This window comes from Rhodococcus sp. NCIMB 12038 (genome assembly GCF_002165735.1).
Classification (GTDB): Bacteria; Actinomycetota; Actinomycetes; order Mycobacteriales; family Mycobacteriaceae; genus Rhodococcus_F.
In genome coordinates this window covers 239,936-259,025 of sequence record NZ_NHML01000014.1, presented here as the reverse complement: position 1 = coordinate 259,025, position 19,090 = coordinate 239,936, and the positions used below count along the sequence as shown (strand labels likewise).

Genomic DNA, 19,090 nt, shown 5'->3' with positions numbered 1-19,090 from the left:
ACCTCAGTTCGACTTGGGGAGGACGCGTCCGGCGACGAACGCGACCACCCGCTGGTAGCTCGGCCCGACAAGCCGCACCCAGGCGTCGAGGAACTTGGCGTCGGCGCCGATCAGCACGCGCGCCTTGCCCTTACGGACACCGGTCACGATGGTCTCGGCCGCCGCTTCCGGAGTGGTGCGTGCCAGCTTCTGGTCGAAGAACTTCGCGAACGTGTCGAGGTCCTCGCCCGGTCCCGCGGTGGCGTTGCGGGCGATGGCCGTCTTGATGCCGCCGGGATGCACGCACGTCACCTTCACAGGGTGCTTGGCGATCAGCATCTCCTGGCGCAGCGACTCGGTGAAACCGCGCACCGCGAACTTCGCCGAGTTGTACGCGCTCTGGCCGGGCATGGACAGCAGGCCGAACAGGCTCGAGACGTTCACGACGTGGCCGTCGCCCGACGCGATGAGATGCGGCAGGAATGCCTTGGTGCCGTTGACGACTCCCCAGAAGTCCACGTCCATGATCTTCTCGATGTCCTTGAACTCGGACTTCTCGAACTCACCGTGGTAGGCGATGCCGGCGTTGTTGTACACCTGGTTGATCTTGCCGAAGTGAGCCCGCACCTCGTCGGCGTACGCGAGCACCGCCTCGCGCTGGGTGACGTCCAGGTGATCGGCCTTGACCTCGGCGCCCAGCGTCTCCGCCTGACGTGCGGTCTCGGCGAGCCCGACGGTGTCCATGTCCGAGATCGCCAGCCGGGCACCGCGGCGCGCCAGGTCGAGGGCGAGCGCCCTGCCGATGCCGGAGCCGGCTCCGGTGATCACGACTACCTTGCCTGCGAACTCGCTCACTGTGCTGTCACCTTGTCGTCGTCGAGGTCGATCTGCGCCGGGATGGCGGCGGATCCGGGGGTCTTGCCGTTCACGTGCACGGGCGCAGGCAGATCGGCGGTGGCCACGCTGTCGTACGCGGTGAGATCGAAGCGCCTGGTCTCGTTCCGGAACTGGAACGTGAAGCCCGGCCACAGGGTGGTGTTGTTGCCGTGCTTGTCGAGGTACCAGCTCGCGCACCCGCCGTTGTTCCAGACGCTGTGCGACAGCTTCTCCTGGAGGTCTGCGTTGTACCGGTCCTGGGCGTCCTGACGGACCTCGATCTTGCCGATGCCGTACTTGTCGATCGTCTGCAGGGCGTCGACGAGGTAGTTGAGCTGCGACTCGATCATGAAGACCATCGAGGTGTGGCCCAGGCCCGTGTTCGGGCCGACCAGGAAGAACATGTTGGGAAAGTTCGCAATCGCGGCGCCCTTGTAGCCCTGCTGTCCGCCCTCGTCGAAGACCGCGGCCAGCGAGCGGCCGTCCTTGCCGAAGATGCCCTCGAACGTGGGGGAGTCGGTGACGTGGAAGCCGGTGGCGACGACGATGGCGTCGACCTCGCGGATGGTGCCGTCCTTCGAGATCACCGAGTTCGCCGTGACCTCGGCGATGCCGTCGGTGACCAGGTCGACGTTGTCCTGCGCGAGGGTGGGGTAGTAGTTGTTCGAGATGAGCATGCGCTTGCAGCCGATCTGGAAGTTCGGAGTCACCTTCTTGCGCAAAGCCTTGTCCTTGATCTGACGACGCAGGTGACGCTCGGCCGCGAACTGCAGCGGCTTCATGAAGACCGGGGCCTTCGCGAGTCCGACGACCTGGCTCTCACGCATCCAGTAGATGCCGGTGCGGCACAGCTTCTGGAAGCCGGGGAGGTATTTGAACGCGGTGTGCTCGAGTGTCGTGTACTCGCGGTCCGCCCGGGGGAGGATCCACGGCGCCGTGCGCTGGTACACGTCGAGGTGCGACACCTTCTTGCCGATGGCGGGCACGATCTGGATGGCCGAGGCGCCGGTGCCGATGACGGCGACGCGCTTGCCCGTCAGGTCGGCGTCGTGGTTCCAGCGGGCGGAGTGGAAGATCTCGCCCTCGAAGTCTTCGATGCCCTTGATGTCGGGGAGGGACGGCTCGCACAGTGCGCCGACCGCGGAGACGACCACCTTCGCGACGAAGTTCCCCTTGGTGGTGGTGACCTCCCAGCGAGTGCTCGACTCGTTCCAGTGGGCGGACTGCACGTCACAGCCGAAGAGGTGCTTGTCGCGCACCTTGTACTTGTCCGCCACCGACTCGATGTACTTCTGGATCTCGGGCTGCGTCGAGAACGACCGGGTCCACTCCGGGTTCAGCGCGAACGAGTACGAGTACAGGTGCGAGGGCACGTCGCACGCCGCACCCGGGTAGGTGTTGTCTCTCCAGGTACCACCGACCTCGTTGCCGCGTTCGAGCACGAGGAAGTCGGTCTTGCCTGCCTGGGTCAGCTTGATCGCCGCGCCGAGGCCGGCGAACCCGCTGCCGATGATCAGTGTGTCGACGTGGCGGACACCTGCGGTGGGGGCGTAAGTATCTGTGACGGGGAGACTCATGTAAGAAACCATAGGGCGCTATTGAGGGGTAGTCAATAGCCTATTGACCTTCATTCAGTAGTCTTGTCTCATGGACGTTGTGAAGCGGACCCGTCTCAGCCCCGAACAGCGGCGCGCGCAACTGATCGACCTCGGCGCCAAGATGCTGGCGCAGCGCCCCCTGGAGCAGATCTCCGTCGAGGACATCGCAGATCAGGCCGGTGTTTCCCGCGGCCTGCTGTTCCACTACTTCGCGTCGAAGCACGACTTCCACCTCGAGATCGTCCGGCACACCAGCAGCGAGATGCTCGCCCGCACCGCCCCCGACCCGTACGTCGAGGAAGCGCGCGATCCGATGCAGATCCTGCGTTCGGTGCTCGCGTCGTACGTCGACTACGTGACCGAGAACCGGGGCACGTACGTCTCGCTCCTGCGGGGAACGGCAAGTGGGGACCCGGACATGCGGGCAGTCTTCGAGCAGACCCGCGCCGTGATGTCCGAACGCACCCTCGAACAACTGCCCGCGATCGGTATCGAGCCCACCCGCGCGGTCGACCTCGCCGTCCGGGGCTGGATCGCCTACGTCGAGGAAGTCACGATCACCTGGCTGCGCGACCCGCACCTGACCCGCGAAGAACTGATCGAACTCAACGTCCAGGCCCTGCCCGCGCTGGCCATCGCCGCCGCACCCGAGATCGCCGCCGCGCTCGTGTCGGCCACCACGACCTGACACCTCCTAGTGCCCCGACGCCGAGGCGGAGGCAGAAACCACGAAGCCGGGTCGAATCCACTCCGCGGAGTGAACTCGACCCGGCTCAATGGCAGATCAGTCAATCAAAACGCTCAGCTGTTCAGCCGAAGGCTTCAGCCGTTTCACGCTCTTCAGCCGAAGGCTTCATCGATGATCTCTTGCTGTTCCACAGCGTGCACCTTGCTCGAACCCGAGGACGGTGCCGACATCGAACGACGCGAGATGCGCTTGATTCCGGACAGCTTGTCGGGCAGCAACTCGGGCAGTGCGAGACCGAAGAACGGCCACGCGCCCTGGTTCGCCGGCTCCTCCTGAACCCACCGGAACTCGGTGGCGTTCGGGTAGCGGTCCAGCGTCTCGCGGAGACGACGGCTCGGAACCGGGTACAGCTGCTCGATGCGGACGATCGCGATGTCCTCGCGGTTGTCCTTCTGCTTCTTCGCCAGCAACTCCCAGTACAGCTTGCCGCTGACGAGCAGGACACGGCGAACCTTGTCGCGTTCGCCGTCGCCCGTCTCGTACGTCGGCTCCTCGAACACCGACCGGAACTTGCCGGTGGTGAAGTCCTCGACATCGGAGACCGCGGCCTTGTTGCGCAGCATCGACTTCGGCGTGAAGACGACCAGCGGGCGGCGGATTCCGTCGAGCGAGTGACGACGCAGCAGGTGGAAGTAGCTGGCCGGGGTGGACGGCACGGCCACGGTCATCGAACCCTCGGCGCACAACTGCAGGAAGCGCTCGATACGACCGGACGTGTGGTCGGGACCCTGACCCTCGTGGCCGTGCGGCAGCAGCAGCACGACGTCGGACAGCTGGCCCCACTTGGCCTCACCGGACGAGATGAACTCGTCGATGATCGACTGCGCACCGTTGACGAAGTCACCGAACTGCGCCTCCCACAGCACGAGCGCGTCCGGGTTGCCCACGGAGTAGCCGTACTCGAAGCCGACGGCGGCGAACTCGCTGAGCGCGGAGTCGTAGACCAGGAACTTGCCGGGGTTCTCGCTGCCGAGGTTCTGCAGCGGGATGTACTCGGCGCCCGTCTTGCGGTCGATGAGGACCGAGTGACGCTGCGTGAACGTGCCGCGCTTCGAGTCCTGGCCGGACAGGCGAACCATCTTGCCCTGGTCGACCAGCGAACCGAACGCGAGTAGCTCGGCGAAGGCCCAGTCGATCTTGCCCTCGCGGGACATCTCGCGGCGCTTGTCGATGACCGGCTTGACGCGCGGGTGCACGGTGAAGCCCTCGGGAACGTTGACGAACGCGTCGCCGATCCGTTCGAGCACCGACTCGTCGACCGACGTCTTCAACTTCGTGGGCAGCACCTGGTCGAGCTCGACCGACTCACTGGGCTCCGGCGTGTACTTCTCGAGTTCGCGAACCTCGTTGAACACCCGCTCCAGCTGACCCTGGTAGTCGCGCAGTGCGTCTTCGGCTTCCTTCAGCGAGATGTCGCCGCGGCCGATCAGGGATTCGGTGTAGCTCTTGCGGACGCTGCGCTTGGTGTCGATCACGTCGTACATCGCCGGCTGCGTCATCGACGGGTCGTCGCCCTCGTTGTGACCGCGACGGCGGTAGCAGATCATGTCGATGACGACGTCCTTCTGGAACTTCTCCCGGAAGTCGACAGCGAGCTGGGCGACCCAGACACATGCCTCGGGGTCGTCGCCGTTCACGTGGAAGATCGGCGCGCCGATCATCTTCGCGACGTCGGTGCAGTACTCCGACGAACGGGAGTGCTCCGGGGCGGTGGTGAAACCGACCTGGTTGTTGACCACGATGTGCACGGTGCCGCCGGTGCGGTATCCGCGCAGCAGCGCCAGGTTCAACGTCTCGGCCACGACACCCTGACCGGCGAACGCGGCGTCGCCGTGCAGCATCAGAGGCAGGACGGTGAAGCCGTCCTCACCCTTGTCGAGGATGTCCTGCTTCGCGCGGACCAGGCCCTCGAGGACCGGGTCGACAGCCTCGAGGTGCGACGGGTTGGCCGTCAGCGACACGGTGATGTCGTTGTCACCGAACATCTGGATGTACGTGCCCTCGGCACCGAGGTGGTACTTCACGTCGCCGGAGCCGTGCGCGGCCGCCGGGTTCATGTTGCCCTCGAACTCCGTGAAGATCTTCGAGTACGGCTTGCCGACGATGTTCGCGAGAACGTTGAGGCGACCGCGGTGCGGCATGCCGATGACGACCTCGTCGAGCTGGTGCTCGGCGGCCTGGTCGATGACGGCGTCCATCATCGGGATGACGGACTCGGCGCCCTCGAGCGAGAAGCGCTTCTGGCCGACGTACTTGGTCTGCAGGAACGTCTCGAAGGCCTCGGCGGCGTTGAGCTTGCTCAGGATGTACTTCTGCTGAGCGACCGTGGGCTTGACGTGGTGCGCCTCGACCCGGTCCTGCAGCCACTGCTGCTGCTCCGGCTCCAGGATGTGCGTGTACTCGACACCGACGTGGCGGCAGTACGCGTCGCGCAGCACGCTGAGCACGTCGCGCAGCTTCATCTTCTCCTGGGCGTGGAATCCGCCGACCTTGAATTCGCGGTCGAGGTCCCACAGCGTCAGGTCGTGCGTCGTGACGTCCAGGTCGGGGTGGCTCTTGAACTTGTCCTTGACGAACTGCAACGGGTCCGTGTCGGCCATCAGGTGGCCGCGGTTGCGGTACGCCGCGATCAGTTCGAGGACGCGGGTGTTCTTGTCGACCGCGCCTTCGGAGACGTCCTGGCGCCAGCGGACCGGCTCGTACGGAATGTGCAGCGAGTGGAAGATCTCGTCGTAGAACTCGTCGCTGATCAGCAGCTTGTGGATGGTCCGAAGGAAGTCGCCGGACTCCGCGCCCTGGATGATGCGGTGGTCGTACGTCGAGGTCAGCGTCATGAGCTTGCCGACGCCCATCTCGGCGATCTTCTCGTCGCTCGAACCCTGGAACTCCGCCGGGTATTCCATGGCGCCGGCGCCGATGATGGCGCCCTGGCCGTTCATCAGGCGCGGCACGGAGTGCACGGTGCCGATGCCGCCGGGGTTGGTGAGCGAGATCGTGACACCCGAGAAGTCCTCGGCGGTGAGCTTGCCGTCACGCGCGCGCCGGACGATGTCCTCGTAGGCGCTGTAGAACTGCGTGAAGTTGTGGGTGTCGGTGTTCTTGATCGCGGCGACGACGAGGGATCGGTTGCCGTCCTTGCCCGGCAGGTCGATGGCCAGGCCGAGGTTGGTGTGTGCGGGGGTGACCGCGTTGGGCTTGCCGTCGATCTCGGCGAAGTGCCGGTTCATGTTCGGGAACGCCTTGACCGCCTGCACGATCGCGTAACCCAGCAGGTGCGTGAACGAGATCTTGCCGCCGCGGGTACGGGCGAGGTGGTTGTTGATGACGATCCGGTTGTCGAACATCAGCTTCGCAGGGATGGCGCGAACACTGGTGGCGGTCGGAATGGCCAGCGAGGCCGACATGTTCTTCGCGACGGCAGCAGCTGCGCCGCGGAGAACCTTCGACTCGTCGGCGGCAGGCGCGGGGGCAGACGCCTTCGCGTCCTTCGCCGGGGCGTCCTTTGCGGGTGCGGCCTTCTTGGGGGCCTCGGTCTTCGGGGCGGCAGCCTTCGGAGCTGCACCGTTGGGTGCAGTCTTGGCTGCGGCACCGTTGGCCGGCTTGGTCTGAGGCTTGGGTGCGGTCGCGGACTCGGAAACAGGGGGAGTCGAAGCCTTGGCGGAGGGAGCGGCAGCAGGTGCGGCGGTGGTGGTGCCGTTCGTGCCGTGTCCGTTGGCTGCGCCTGCCTTGGCGGCGGCTGCGTCGGGAGAGTAATCCGTCAGGAATTCGTGCCAACTCGCGTCCACGGACGACGGATCGTCCTGGAAGCGCTGGTACATTTCGTCAACCAGCCACTGGTTCTGTCCGAACTGGGATGTAGAGCTGCTGCTCACGGCAGGTGTTCGCCTCGTTTCTATTTCGGTACCCGATCAGAGCGCCTATATACATGAGACTAGCCCTCGCGTGTGACGTGTAGATCGCCAGGCCTGCACGTGTGAGCTGTCTCACGGCCAACCGATGGGGTCACCATCGATGACGGTTCTCGCCCCGCGATTATTCCCCGCCCCGGTCTCCGCCGCATCCCACAGTCCCGAATAGTGGCCACCGGCATAGCGCAGGGTGGCGTGCGATCCCGTCTCCACCACCCGCCCCTTGTCGATGACGAGGATCACATCTGCGCGGGCCGCGGTGGCCAGCCGGTGGGCCACCACCACCGATGTGCGGGTGCGTGTCACACGGCTGCTCGCCTCGAGAACTACCTGCTCGGTGGCCGGATCGAGCGTCGCGGTCGCTTCGTCGAGCAGAAGCAGATCGGGGTCGACCAACTCGGCCCGGGCGAGCGCGATCAGCTGGCGCTGGCCCGCCGACAGGCCCTGCCCGCGCTCGCCGATGGGGTGATGCATCCCACCCCGCAGTTCGGCGATCGTGCCCAGTGCGCCGACCGCGCGGGCCGCGTCCTCGATCTCCGCGCGGCTCGCATCGGGGCGGCCGTACGCGATGTTGGTGGCGACGGTCCCGGTGAACAGGTGGGCTTCCTGGGGGACGACGCCGAGCCGTCCGCGGTACTCGCCGAGTGGGTACCGGCGGAGGTCCACGTCGTCGACGAGCACCGCCCCCGACGTCGGGTCGTAGAAGCGGGCGAGCAGTTTCACGATGGTCGACTTGCCCGCACCGGTCCGGCCGACGAGTGCGACGGTGGTGCCTGCCGGGATGTGCAGGTCGATGTCGGTGAGGGCGTCGCTGTCCGCGCCCTGATAGCGGAACCCGACGTCGCGCAGGCACAGCTCTCCGCGGAGATGCCCGTCGATCGGCTGGAGATCGTCACGGGAGGTCGCCCGCTCGATGGAACTGGGTGTGCGGAGCAGGTCCCCGATCCGGAGCAGGCCCACACTGGCCTGCTGATATCCGTCGAACACCTGCGACAGCTGCTGGATGGGCCCGAACAGCAGCCCGAGGTACAGCACGAAGGCGACGAGCGTGCCGGTGGTCGTGTCGCCGCCCGCGACCTGGTGTGCACCGACGAACACCACGGCGGCCAGGGCGAGGTCCGAGAGGAACGCGATGAACGGGAAGTACAGCGAGATCGCCCGCTGCGACCGCATCCGGCTGCGCCGGTAGCTGTCGGCCCGCTCCGCGAACCGGCGGGCGGCGAACTCTTCGCGGCGGTAGGCCTGCGCGGCACGGAGCCCGGCGACGTTCTCCTGGAAGTCGGCGTTGACGAGGGAGATCCGCTCCCGCGAGACCGTGTACGCCACCGAGGAGATCCGGCGGAAGACCAGCGTCGCGACGAGGAGCGGCGGGATGACGGCGAGCGCCACCAGCGCGAGCGTGACGTTCGTGACGACGAGGGCGATGGAGATGCCGAGGACGGTCAGCACGCTCACCACCGCGGTCGACAACCCCGTCTGGATGAACGAGGACAGCGCGTCGACGTCGGTGGTCATCCGCGTCATGATGCGGCCGGACAGTTCGCGCTCGTAGTAGTCGAGCCCGAGCCGCTGCAGGTGGGCGTAGCTGCGCACCCGCAACCCGAACAGCACCCGTTCTCCCGCTCGCGCGGTGAGCACCGTCATCAGGGCGACGACGAGCCAGCCGGCGACGACGAGCGCGACGCCCACCCCCGCGGCGGTCCAGAGTGTCGCGGCGTCCTGCGGGACGACTCCGTGGTCGATCGCGAAGCGGACGATAGATGGGAACGCGATCCCCGCCAGCGCGTCGAGCGCGAGGCAGACGACGACGGCCACGAGCAGACCGCGGACGGGCCGCAGGATCCGCGACAGCCGGAAGTCGGGTTCGGGGAGGCGCAGGTTCCGGGTCTCGATGCCCGGGCTCTCGACGGCCGGCGGCAGCGCATTCACGGCGTCCCGGAGTTCCGGGGTGGCGGCCACGCTGCCCAGCGCTCCCGCCATCGGTCCGCCGCCTGCCCGCCCGCCGGGTCCCGCGCCCGGGGCCGGGGTGCGGCCGGACGAGGCGGTGGCGACGGGTCCGTCCCATTCCTCGGCGTCCTCCGGCCACAACTCGGACTCGGACGGTATGCGCCGATACGGCATCGGGTCGCTCGGTGCGGGGACGCTGACGTCGATGGGGCCCGCGCTGTCGGGGGAGGTGAACAGGGCGCGGAAGAGCGGGCACCGTTCGTCGAGTTCGGAGACCGTGCCGGAATCGACGATCCGTCCGCCGTCGAGGACGGCGACGCGGTCCGCGAGGGACAGCGTCGAGCGGCGATGCGCCAGTATCAGCGCTGTCCGGCCGCGGTTGGCCCGCAGTGCCTCGAAGATCGACGCCTCGGTGGTGGCGTCGACTGCGGACGTGGCGTCGTCGAGGATCAGCACTCGCGGGTCGGTGAGGAGTGCGCGTGCCAGCGCGATCCGCTGCCGCTGCCCGCCCGACAGCGTGAGACCACGTTCGCCGACCACGGTGTCGTAGCCCTCCGGCAACGCGGAGACGAACTCGTCGGCGGCGGCCATGGCGGCGGCGGCGCGGATCTCCTCGGCGCTGGCGTCGGGCCTGCCGAGTGCGATGTTGGCCGCGATGGTGTCGGAGAAGAGGAACGGTTCGTCGAACACGAGGCCGACCGCTTCACGCAACTGCTCGGCGCTCAGGGTGGACACGTCGAACGATTCGCCGCCGGACGTGAGGGACACCGAACCCGACGACGGCGCATAGAAGCGGGGGAGCAGCAGCGACAGCGCGGTCTTGCCGGAGCCGGCCATGCCGACCACCGCGACCGTCTCGCCGGGTGCGATCCGCAGGTCGAGTCCGCGGTGGACGTTGCGTTCCGATTCGAACCCGAACGTCACCGAGCGCAGATCCACACCCAGCGGTCCGCCGGGCAGCGCGGTGGGGTGCGGCGGGTCCGCGACCTCCGGTTCGGTGTCGATCACCTCGTACACGCGCTCGACGGCGGCCCGGGACAGCTGGGCCATGATCACCACCGACGACAGGGTGCGGGTGACGCCGGTCATCGTGGCAACGTATGTCGCGAAGGCGAGGAACGTACCGATCGTGATGGTCCCGTGCAGGGCGAGGTAGCCGCCGATCGCGATGACGCCGACGAGGCCGAGTTGGGGCAGCGCCGCCATGGTCGGGGCGAATCGCGCGTTGATCCGGGCGGCCCGCAGGCGTTCCGCGTACAGCGACCGGCTGTGGTCCTCGAGTTGGTCGACGGCCCGGCGTTCCTGACCGAAGCCCTTGACCACGCGGACACCGGTGACGGTTTCCTCGACGTGCTGCGCGAGGTCGGCCGCCCGCTGCTGCGCGGACCAGGTGGCGGCGAACAGCTTCGGTCGCATCGTGTAGACGACGAGGCAGACCGCGGGGACGATCACCAGCGCGACGACGGTCAGCAGCGGCGACAGCCATGCCATGATCGCGAGGGCGAGGACGAACTGGAGCAGCGCGCCCGCCGACAGCGGGACCATCGCGAGCAGTCCCTGCACCAACTGGAGGTCGGTGATCGACCGGGACACCACCTGGCCGGTGCGGATCTGATCCTGCCCCCGCCCGTCGAGCCGTTGCAGCGCGCCGAGCAGGCCCAGCCGCAGGTCGTGCTGGACGTCCAGGGACAGCTTGCCCGCGAGCATCCGGCGGCCGAACTGGCAGCCGAACCGCACGCACGCGAGCAGTGCGATGAGCAGCGCCGCGGTGCCGATCACCTCGGTGGCGCGACCCGAGCCTGCGGCGTCGACCGCGTACTTGGTGAGCAGGGGGAACGAGATGTCGATGCCGGCGGCGATCACCGTCACGGTCAGCGCGCCGAGCGCGACGCGGCGGTGTGCCCAGCACTCACCGCTCAGCCGTCGAATCCAGCCCGGCCGTGCCTGATCCCGCTCCAGCGTCTGTTCTCGTTCGATCACCGAACCGGACGCACTCTCACTTACCACTGGGTCCACGTTAGCGCCGGGCACCGACAGGGCCGGTATCGGTGCGGCGTCAGGTGATGTCGCGCTGCCGGGTGAGCGCCCAGCCGCCCGCGACGAGGACCGCGGTCCACACGAGCAGGGCGAGGGGCGCGGTAGGCCAGAGCGTCAGCCAGTCGATCTCGTTGCCTGCGGCCGCGTTGGCGACCGTCCCGAGCGTGGCGGACACGGGGAGGATGCTGCCGACGGAGCCGATGCCGATTCCGCTGAGGATCGAGCGGAGGATCATCTCGCCGAGGGTGTACCAGACGACGAGGGCGATGCAGCTTCCGACGGACGAGCCGGTGAGCATCGACACGCCGCCGCCGATGAGCGCCCACAGCGTCGCGCAGATCAGGGCGGCGCCGAGCATGGCGAACAGCGATCCGCGCAGTTCGAACGTGTCACCGCCGAACGTCAGCAGCAGGGCGACGCTGACCACCTCCACCACGAGGCAGTAGAAGAAGCCGAACGCCGCGGTGACGGCGAGCTTGGCGCCGATCACCCCGTCCCGGCCGCGGGCGGTGAGGAACGTGGTGGTGAGCGTCTTGTACCGGAATTCCGTGCCCACGTTGACCGCCCCGAAGAGTGCGGCGAACAGGACGACGAGGGCGACGGCGACGGCCAGCCCGAACAGGGTGGCGGCGAGGTTGGCCTCGTTCGGATCGGCCTCGAACGCGTCGGTGAACGCGCGCATCACGGGAAGGGTGATCGCGCTCGAGAACATTCCGACGATCAGCGGTGCCAGACCGAGCATCCACCAGAAGCGCAGCGTGGTGACCTTGCGGAATTCTGCGGTGAGCAGCGTTGTCATCGCGGACCTCCGGACATCGGACCCTGCTGGGGGTGTGCGGGTGGTGGGCCGTAGCCCGGTTGCGGGGCATATCCCGGTTGTGCGGCGTAGCCGGGCGGCGGGCCGTAGCCGGGTTGCGGGGCGTAACCCGGTTGTGCGGCGTAGCCCGGCGGTGCGTACCCGGGCTGGGGAGCATACGTCGGCGGCGGGCCGTACCCCGAGGGCGCGGCGGGGCTCGCCCCGGCCACGTACTGGCCTGCGGTCATCGACAGGAAGAGCTGCTCGAGGTCGATGTGATCGCCGACGGCCCCGAAGATCGTCACCCCGGCTCCCGCGGCGACGGACTCGACGAGTTCGAGGGACGCACCGACGACGGCGAGGCGCCCGTCGGCCAGCGAGCGGGCGTCGACGATGCCCTTCGCGGCCAGGGCGGTCGCCAGCGCGGCCGGGCTCGACGACGCGACCAGCAGCCGGCTCTGCTGCGACTTGCGCAACTCCTCCATGCGCCCCTGATAGACGAGGGAGCCGCGGCTGACGATCACCAGATTGTCGACGGTCTGCTCCACCTCGCGGAGGATGTGGCTCGAGATCAGCACCGTGCGACCGGATGCGGCGAAGCCCTTCAGGAACTCGCGCAGCCACGCGATGCCCTCGGGGTCGAGTCCGTTGGCGGGTTCGTCGAGGATCAGGATCCGCGGATCACCGAGCAGCGCCGTCGCCAGCGACAGCCGCTGCCGCATGCCGAGGGAGAAGCCGCCGGCCTTGCGCCCCGCGACGTCCTCGAGCCCGACGAGTGCGAGCACCTGGCGTGCGCGGGCGTCCGGAACGCGGATCGCGGACGCGTACACCTTCAGGTGGTCGAGTGCCGTCCGGTTGGGGTGCAGGCTCTGCGAGTCGAGGACGGCGCCGACCGTGCGCGCGGGATCCGCGAGGGAGCGGATCGGGACCCCGGCGACCGTGGAGGTGCCGGACGTCGGCTTCACGAGACCGAGGATCATCCGCAGCGTCGTGGTCTTGCCCGAGCCGTTGGGCCCGAGGAATCCGGTGATCGATCCCTGCGGCACGGTGAAGGAGAGGTCTGTGACCGCGTCGACGTTCTTGAAGCGCTTGGACAGCCCCCGCACCTCGATCGGCGCCGCGAAACTTCCCGGGATTGCTGTGGTCAACCCGTCCTCCCCTGCCACAATCGAATGGAACTGTTTCGACCCTACTGGGCTGCCGTGCCGAGATTCACCAACTGACGTACAGGCGTCGTGACGGCGCTTGCTGACACCAATCGATTGGGGACGCACATGAGCAAGCACCATCATCATCACCATCGCGACGTCATCTCTCCCGCGTACACCGGGCGCCTGTCGATCGACCCGTTCCCGGCGTTGCGGTTGCCGGACGACGAGACCGATCCCGAGGCCGCGTACCGGTTCATCCACGACGAGTTGATGCTGGACGGCAGTTCCCGGTTGAACCTGGCCACGTTCGTCACCACGTGGATGGATCCCGAGGCCGACAAATTGATGGCCGAGACGTTCGACAAGAACATGATCGACAAGGACGAGTACCCCGCGACGGCGGCAATCGAGGCGCGCTGCGTGTCGATGGTGGCCGATCTGTTCCACGCCCCCGACCTGTCGACCACCGACCCGGCCAGCGCCACCGGCGTCTCGACGATCGGTTCCAGCGAGGCGGTGATGCTCGGTGGTCTTGCGCTCAAGTGGCGGTGGCGGGCGAAGCAGGAGGCGGCCGGGAAGGACACGGCCCGGCCGAATCTGGTGCTCGGCAGCAACGTCCAGGTGGTGTGGGAGAAGTTCTGCCGGTACTTCGACGTCGAGCCCAAGTACCTGCCGATGGAGAAGGGCCGTTACGTCATCACGCCGGAGCAGGTGCGCGACGCGGTCGACGAGAACACCATCGGTGCGATCGTGATCGTGGGCACCACCTACACCGGGGAACTCGAGCCGGTGGCGGAGATCGCGGCAGCTCTCGACGCGCTCGCCGCGTCCGGCGGCCCGGACGTCCCGATCCACGTGGACGCGGCGAGCGGTGGCTTCGTCGTCCCCTTCCTGCAACCGGAGTTGTTGTGGGACTTCCGGGTTCCGCGCGTCGCCTCGATCAACGTGAGTGGTCACAAGTACGGGCTGACGTATCCGGGGATCGGGTTCGTGGTGTGGCGTGAGCGTGAGTACCTTCCCGAGGGATTGGTGTTCCGGGTCAACTACCTGGGCGGCGACATGCCGACGTTCACCCTCAACTTCTCGCGGCCCGGCAATCAGGTGGTGGGCCAGTACTACAACTTCCTGCGGCTCGGCCGGGCCGGCTACCGGTCGATCATGGAGACGCTGCGTGACACCGCGGTCCGCGTCGGCAAACGCATCGCCGAGCTCGAACACTTCACCCTCATCACGGACGGAACCGATATACCGGTGCTGGCGTTCGAACTGGTCGGCGATCCCGGGTTCACGGTCTTCGACGTGTCACACGAGATGCGGGCCCGGGGGTGGCAGGTGCCCGCGTACACGATGCCCGCCGACGCGGAGGACGTGGCGGTTCTGCGCATCGTCGTGCGCGAGGGCTTCAGCGCCGACCTGGGGACCCTCGTCGCCGAGGCAATCGAGGAAGTGTGCGCCGAACTCGCCGAGAAGGGCGGCGGGCATTCGACGGAACAGCACTTCGCGCACTAGATCACGCTTCGACCGCGCGGAGCTCGTCCGGCCAGCGGGCCGGGGCGGGACCGAACGCCTCGCGCGAGTTCTTGATGACGCCCTTGCCGATGGCCCGGTTGCCGGCGCCGCCGATGGCGGCGCCGATGCCCGCGGGCACCAGTTTGCCGAGGATCAGCGCGCTCCGGCGGGCGGCGTACTTGGTGATGAACTTGCGCACCAGCGTGCTGTTCATGCCCTTCATCGTGGGGCCGGGGATGCGGCTGGTGATGGCGCTCGCCCAGTTCTTCGCCGTCACGCCCGTCGCCTTCTGGACGATTTCCATGCCCGATTCGCCGAGGGCCACCGAGAGGACCAGTGCGCGCCGCTGCTGGTGATCGGCGGCGGAGATGCCGTGCACCGACGCGACGGCGAGCGTGAGCAGCGCCGCCGCCTCCAGGAAGAACGCCGATTCGGCGCCCACGGCCGCGATGGAGGCGACGGTTCCGACACCGGGAATGGCGGCAGTGGCGCCGACAGCGCTGCCGCTGCCCGTCACGCCCAGCAGGAACATCTTCTCCATGCGTTCGACGATCTGCGCGGGCGACTCACCGGGGTGCGAGCGCCGGACCCATTCGACGTACTTGGCCACCGCGGGCGCCTGGAGTCGGCTTCCGTTGTCGAGGACCGAGACCAGTACCTTCTCCACCGGTCCACCATTGCCAGCCATCGGGGCTCCCGTCTCGCCTAGTGCTTCGAGTGTGCTGGCACCGACTGTAGGTGAGCGAACGCCGTGACCGTTGTCGGCACCGTTGCCTAGGCTGGTGTCGTGAGAGTCGCCGACAGCGATACCGCGGTGTCGTCCGGGGCCTTCCGGCGCCCGGCGGCGCCGCTGCGCGCGCTGGTCACGGGGTACGACGGCTACCGGCTGGCCGGGTTCGAGCCCGGCATCCACCTCGGTCTGCCCTCGCCCTGCCTGACGGTGATCGTGACCATCGGCGAGCCCCTCGACATCGCCGCCCAGGCGGCTCCCGGCCAGGCGCCCGGCCGGTACGACACTCTGGCCGGCGGCATCGCGACGGCGCCGGTGACGATCCGGCACGACGGCAACCAGCACGGCGTCCAGCTGGCCCTCAGCCCGCTCGGCGCCCGGGCGCTGCTGGGCGTGCCCACCGCCGCCCTGGGCGCGTGGGTCGTCGGCCTCGAGGACCTGCTCGGTCCCGATGCGGGGGAGTTGACGGAACGGCTGTCCCTCGAACCCGTCTGGGACGGACGGTTCGCGATCCTCGACGAGATCCTCACGCGCCGCGCCGAGCCTGCGGAGATCGACCCGCATCTCACCCGCGCCTGGCACCTGATCGTCGCCGGCGGCGGCGTCCGGGTCGCCGACGTCGCGCACGAGGTCGGCTGGAGCAGAAGGCATCTGGTGAACAGGTTCGTCGCGGAGTACGGCGTGACGCCGAAGGATGTGGTGCGGTTGTCCCGCTTCGATCGTTCGCACCGGATGCTCAAAGGCGCCGCCGGGGCGACCCTCGCCGACGTGTCCGCGGTGTGCGGCTACTACGACCAGGCGCACATGGCGCGGGACTGGCGCGACCTCGCGGGCGTCCCGCCGTCGCGGTGGCGGGAGATCGACCCCTTCTCATTCGTCCAAGACCCCGACCCCGAAGACGGAGCACGGTGATGTCATGACTACTTCGACGCAAACCACATGTGTGTGGCCCACGCTCGTCTACCGCGACGCGCGGGCCGCGATCCGCTTCCTCGTCGAGGCCTTCGGGTTCGACGAGAAGGCGGTGTACGGCGAGGGGGACCGGGTCGATCACGCCGAACTCGGCTGGCCGAAGGGCGGCGGCATCATGCTCGGCTCACCCCGCGAGGACTCGGTCATCAGCGACCTGCCGCCGGGGACGGGATCGGTGTACCTCGTCGTCGACGACCCCGACGCGCTCCACGAGCGCGCCGTGGCCGCCGGTGCCACGATCGTCGCCGGGCTGAAGGACGAGGACTACGGCTCGCGCGGATTCACCTGCCGCGACCCTGAGGGCGTGTTCTGGAGTTTCGGCACCTACGCCGGCACCTAGATCCGCCCGATCACGCGCCGTGCCCGGCCGGGACCGCCTCGCCGGGCTTCGGCGGAGGCGGCGGGGTGCCGTCCCCGAACGGCTTGCCGCCCAGCCCTTCACGGCCGTGCGGTGTGAGCCAGCCGGACAGGTCCGGGCCCTTCGGCACGATCTGCGTGGGATTGATGTCGGTGTGCACGATGTAGTAGTGCTGCTTGATCTGGGTGAAGTCGATGGTGTCGCCGAACCCGGGCGTCTGGAAGAGGTCGCGCGCGTAGCTCCACAGGACGGGCATCTCGTCGAGTTTGTTCCGGTTGCACTTGAAGTGCCCGTGATAGACGGCGTCGAACCGTGCCAGGGTGGTGAACAGCCGCACGTCGGCCTCGGTGATCGTGTCCCCGACGAGGTACCTGCGGTCGCTCAGCCGCTCCTCGAGCCAGTCGAGACGGGCGAACAGGCGGTCGTAGGCGGACTCGTACGCGTCCTGGGACCCGGCGAAACCGCACCGGTACACACCGTTGTTCACGTCGCGGAACACGAGATCGGCGACCTCGTCGATCTCGTCGCGCAGCGGCCCGGGATAGAGGTCGGGCGCGCCGTCGCGGTGGTACCGCGTCCATTCCGAGGACAAGTCGAGGGTGATCCGGGGGTAGTCGTTGGTGACCACCTGCCCGGTGGGGGCGTCGACGATCGCAGGCACGGTGATGCCCCGCGAATAGTCGGGGAAGCGCGCGAAGTACGCGTCCTGCAGGCGCGGGATCTTCAGCACGGGGTCGAGCCCGCCCGGGTCGAGATCGAAGGTCCAGCTGCGCTTGTCGTGGGTGGGGCCGCACAGCCCCATCGACAACACGTCCTCGAGCCCGAGCAGTCGCCGGACGATGATCGCGCGGTTGGCCCAGGGGCAGGCGCGGGCGGCCACGAGACGGTAGCGGCCGGGTTCGACGGGGTAGCCGTCGCGGCCGTCGGCCGTGATGCGGGTGGGGATGTAGTGGGTGTCGCGTGTGAACTCGGCGCCGGATTCGACGTAGGCGCCTTCCGTGCCGTGCGGTTCTGCCGTTCGATCTGTCATGGTCGACTCGTTCCCCGTCTTTCGCTGTCGTCTCAGAGCGTACGTCGCGAGATCGTGACCTCGGCGTACGTTCCCAGTTCCCGGTACCCGGCGCGGGCGGCGAGCGCGCGCGCGGCCGGATTGTCGCGCGGTGAACGGCATTGGGCGATCAGGCCGGCGTCGAGTGCGTCGTCGGTGGCGATCCCGGCGACCGTCGCGCCCAGTCCCCGGCGCCGGAACTCCGGTGCCGTGAGCACCCCGACGTCGGCGAGGAATCCCTGGAACTCGGTGTAACCGGCGCACCCGACCGGTTGCTGCGCGTCGTCGAGAATCGTGAACCACCGTTCGCGCTCTGCCACCCGGGCCTCGGCGACGTCGTCCGGGGGACAGGCCGCCTCGACCTGCCGGACGTGGTCACGTTCGTGCGAGACGAGGGGTGGCGGGCCGGTCACCGGATCCTGGTAGTCGGTGCCGTACGCGAGCACCACCGGGCCGGCGCACCGTCCGGACCGGTCCTGGGTGAGGGCGAGCAGCGTCGCGGATTCCGTCAGTTCCTCCGCCGTGTGCCCGTCGGCGCGCTCGATCGCCCACCGCGGTCCGATGAGCGCGGACGTCTCGCTCAGACGCAGGAATCGGATCGTGTCGGTCTCGTCGTCCACCCGGACCGCGCGGTCGTCGGCGTCCGGGCGGGTGGCCAGTGCGTCGTCGGGCAATCCCAGTTCGCGTGACCAGGCGAGTCGAATGATGTCGAGGTGATGGGAGTCCACGGGGCCCACGGTAGCCGCTTGTTCCGCGAAAGCCCGGACGGTATATTCCACGTGGAGTATTCGACTCGGAGTAGTGGAAAGGTGGTGACCATGGCACTCACGCCGCTCGGCGTCACCATCCTCGGCCTGCTGTGTGAGCGCACGATGCACCCGTACGAGATGTATCAACTCGCCGACGCCCGTCGTGGACGCGTAGTGAAGATCCGGCCGGGGTCGCTGTACCACACCGTGAGCAGGCTCGAAGGTCAAGGACTGGTGCGCACCACCGGCACCGACCGGGCGGGAAACCGGCCCGAACGCACCATGTACGAGGTCACCGACGCGGGCCGGGAGGCCCTCGTCCACCGGGTGAGCGACATGCTCGCCACCCCGGTGCCCGAGTACCCGCAGTTCCCGCTCGCGCTGGCCGAGGCGCACAACGTCGACGCGCACACGGTGGTGGAACTGCTCCGGGAACGGCTCGATCACCTCGCCCGCGAGATCGACGAACTCGACACCGCCGCCGCGCTCGCCTGCTCCACCGAGATCCCCAGGATCTTCCTCCTCGGCAACGAATACCTCGTCACCGTCGCCCGCGCGGAGCGCGAATGGCTCAGGGCCCTGGTGGCCGACATCGACTCCGGCGCCCTGCCGTGGCTCTCGCCGGAACTCGTCGAACGACTGACACACTCACGCCGGATCCCATCCGGTTCAGCAAAGGATTGA

General features: G+C 68.1%; 14 protein-coding genes. 5 read left to right on the top strand and 9 right to left on the bottom strand.

Going from position 1 to position 19,090, the window contains the following annotated elements; translation table 11 throughout:
• Positions 1-3: 3 nt before the first annotated feature.
• Together CA951_RS22800 and CA951_RS22795 are read right to left on the bottom strand one after the other, a co-directional pair.
• Positions 4-834 carry an SDR family oxidoreductase gene (locus CA951_RS22800; RefSeq protein WP_087558970.1) on the bottom strand — a complete coding sequence of 277 codons (831 nt, stop codon included), beginning with the start codon at positions 832-834 and terminating at the stop codon, positions 4-6.
• Positions 831-2,432 carry an NAD(P)/FAD-dependent oxidoreductase gene (locus CA951_RS22795; RefSeq protein WP_087558969.1) on the bottom strand — a complete coding sequence of 534 codons (1,602 nt, stop codon included), beginning with the start codon at positions 2,430-2,432 and terminating at the stop codon, positions 831-833. Before CA951_RS22795 ends, CA951_RS22800 begins: the two co-directional genes overlap by 4 nt.
• Positions 2,433-2,502: 70 nt before the next feature.
• On the opposite strand from CA951_RS22795, the gene CA951_RS22790 reads away from it, so the two are divergent.
• On the top strand, positions 2,503-3,141 hold the full coding sequence (locus tag CA951_RS22790; protein WP_087558968.1) for a TetR/AcrR family transcriptional regulator: 639 nt from the start codon (positions 2,503-2,505) through the stop codon (positions 3,139-3,141).
• A 152-nt stretch (positions 3,142-3,293) separates the two neighbouring features.
• Here the strand turns inward: CA951_RS22790 and CA951_RS22785 are convergent, their stop codons facing one another.
• From CA951_RS22785 to CA951_RS22770, 4 genes are all read right to left on the bottom strand, one after another.
• On the bottom strand, positions 3,294-7,073 hold the full coding sequence (locus CA951_RS22785) for a multifunctional oxoglutarate decarboxylase/oxoglutarate dehydrogenase thiamine pyrophosphate-binding subunit/dihydrolipoyllysine-residue succinyltransferase subunit (protein WP_087558967.1): 3,780 nt from the start codon (positions 7,071-7,073) through the stop codon (positions 3,294-3,296).
• A gap of 111 nt (positions 7,074-7,184) precedes the next feature.
• Positions 7,185-11,063 (bottom strand): ABC transporter ATP-binding protein, encoded by a 3,879-nt coding sequence (locus tag CA951_RS22780; RefSeq protein ID WP_087558966.1) that lies wholly within the window; start codon positions 11,061-11,063, stop codon positions 7,185-7,187.
• A 49-nt stretch (positions 11,064-11,112) separates the two neighbouring features.
• A complete protein-coding gene (locus CA951_RS22775) occupies positions 11,113-11,892 on the bottom strand; it encodes an ABC transporter permease (protein WP_087558965.1) in 780 nt (259 codons plus the stop codon).
• Complete coding sequence (locus CA951_RS22770) at positions 11,889-13,037, bottom strand: ABC transporter ATP-binding protein (protein WP_087559001.1); 1,149 nt, start codon at positions 13,035-13,037, stop codon at positions 11,889-11,891. The genes CA951_RS22775 and CA951_RS22770 overlap by 4 nt, the downstream gene beginning before the upstream one ends.
• Before the next feature lie 126 nt (positions 13,038-13,163).
• On the opposite strand from CA951_RS22770, the gene CA951_RS22765 reads away from it, so the two are divergent.
• On the top strand, positions 13,164-14,549 hold the full coding sequence (locus CA951_RS22765) for a glutamate decarboxylase (protein WP_087558964.1): 1,386 nt from the start codon (positions 13,164-13,166) through the stop codon (positions 14,547-14,549).
• Between the two features lies 1 nt (position 14,550).
• Here CA951_RS22765 and CA951_RS22760 read toward each other — a convergent pair whose 3' ends face one another.
• Positions 14,551-15,237: a hypothetical protein gene (locus CA951_RS22760; protein WP_087558963.1), complete on the bottom strand. Its 687-nt coding sequence runs from the start codon at positions 15,235-15,237 to the stop codon at positions 14,551-14,553.
• 99 nt (positions 15,238-15,336) lie between these two features.
• On the opposite strand from CA951_RS22760, the gene CA951_RS22755 reads away from it, so the two are divergent.
• Both CA951_RS22755 and CA951_RS22750 read left to right on the top strand, forming a co-directional pair.
• Complete coding sequence (locus CA951_RS22755) at positions 15,337-16,191, top strand: AraC family transcriptional regulator (RefSeq protein ID WP_087558962.1); 855 nt, start codon at positions 15,337-15,339, stop codon at positions 16,189-16,191.
• Positions 16,192-16,195: 4 nt separating this feature from the next.
• Positions 16,196-16,591, top strand: a complete 396-nt coding sequence (locus CA951_RS22750) for a VOC family protein (RefSeq protein WP_087558961.1) — start codon at positions 16,196-16,198, stop codon at positions 16,589-16,591.
• 10 nt (positions 16,592-16,601) lie between these two features.
• Here CA951_RS22750 and CA951_RS22745 read toward each other — a convergent pair whose 3' ends face one another.
• Together CA951_RS22745 and CA951_RS22740 are read right to left on the bottom strand one after the other, a co-directional pair.
• Complete coding sequence (locus CA951_RS22745) at positions 16,602-17,639, bottom strand: glutathione S-transferase family protein (protein ID WP_087558960.1); 1,038 nt, start codon at positions 17,637-17,639, stop codon at positions 16,602-16,604.
• Between the two features lie 32 nt (positions 17,640-17,671).
• On the bottom strand, positions 17,672-18,394 hold the full coding sequence (locus tag CA951_RS22740) for a GNAT family N-acetyltransferase (protein WP_087559000.1): 723 nt from the start codon (positions 18,392-18,394) through the stop codon (positions 17,672-17,674).
• A gap of 81 nt (positions 18,395-18,475) precedes the next feature.
• Between CA951_RS22740 and CA951_RS22735 the strand changes: the two genes are divergently transcribed.
• Positions 18,476-19,090: a PadR family transcriptional regulator gene (locus CA951_RS22735; protein ID WP_087558959.1), complete on the top strand. Its 615-nt coding sequence runs from the start codon at positions 18,476-18,478 to the stop codon at positions 19,088-19,090.